This is a genomic window from Actinotalea sp. JY-7885, from assembly GCF_014525465.1.
Taxonomy (GTDB): Bacteria; Actinomycetota; Actinomycetes; order Actinomycetales; family Cellulomonadaceae; genus Actinotalea.
Window position 1 is genome coordinate 1 of the sequence record NZ_JACEXH010000340.1, and the last position, 837, is coordinate 837.

Sequence of the window (837 nt, forward strand, 5' to 3'; positions counted from 1 at the left end):
TCGCCGCCGCCGTCCGCTACGCCGCGTGGCGCGCGCGGGACCACGGCCACCCGCTGGACCCGCCGGGCGTGGACCGCTCCGCCGCGCGTCGCCTGGTCGCCGACGCCCTCGCGGGGGCCCGCACAGAGCCGGGCCGGCCCGTCGACGAGGACGAGGACGCCGCGGTGGTCCTCGACCCGGACCGCACGAGCGAGCTCCTGGGGCACTACGGGGTCACGCTGTGGCGGACCGAGCGGGTGGCGGACGCCGACGAGGCCGTCGCCGCCGCCGAGCGCCTCGGGTGGCCGGTGGTGCTCAAGAGCACGGCCCCGCACCTGCGGCACCGGATCGACCTCGGCGGGGTCCGGCTCGGGCTCACGGGCCCCGACGCGCTGCGCGAGGCGTTCGACCAGATGCGGACCGGGCTGGGTCCCCTCGCCGCCGGCAGCCCCTTCGAGGTGCAGCGGATGGCACGCAGCGGCGCCGCGTGCGTGATCCGCTCGTCCGAGGACCCGCGCTTCGGCCCCGTCGTCTCGTTCGGCCTCGCGGGTGACGCGGTCGACCTGCTCGGCGACCTGTCGCACGCCGTCGCGCCGCTGACCGATGTCGACGTGGAGGAGATGGTGCGCAGCGTGCGCGCCGCGCCGCGGCTCTTCGGCTACCGCGGGCTCCCGGCGCTCGACGTCGCGGCGCTCGTGGACGTGCTCGGGCGGGTCGCCGTGCTCGCGGACGACCTGCCGGAGGTCCGCAGCGTCGAGCTGCACCCCGTGCTGGTGTCCCAGGACGGCGCGGCCGTGCTCGCGGCCCGCGTCGAGGTCGGCCGGGCCGGCCGCGCCGACGCCGGGCGCCGCGCCCTGC

Annotated in this window: 1 protein-coding gene; it reads left to right on the forward strand. The window is 79.0% G+C overall.

The features are described from left to right. Positions 1 to 837: acetate--CoA ligase family protein (locus tag IDM29_RS16855; protein ID WP_188037857.1), on the forward strand; the 837-nt coding region annotated here is incomplete at both ends.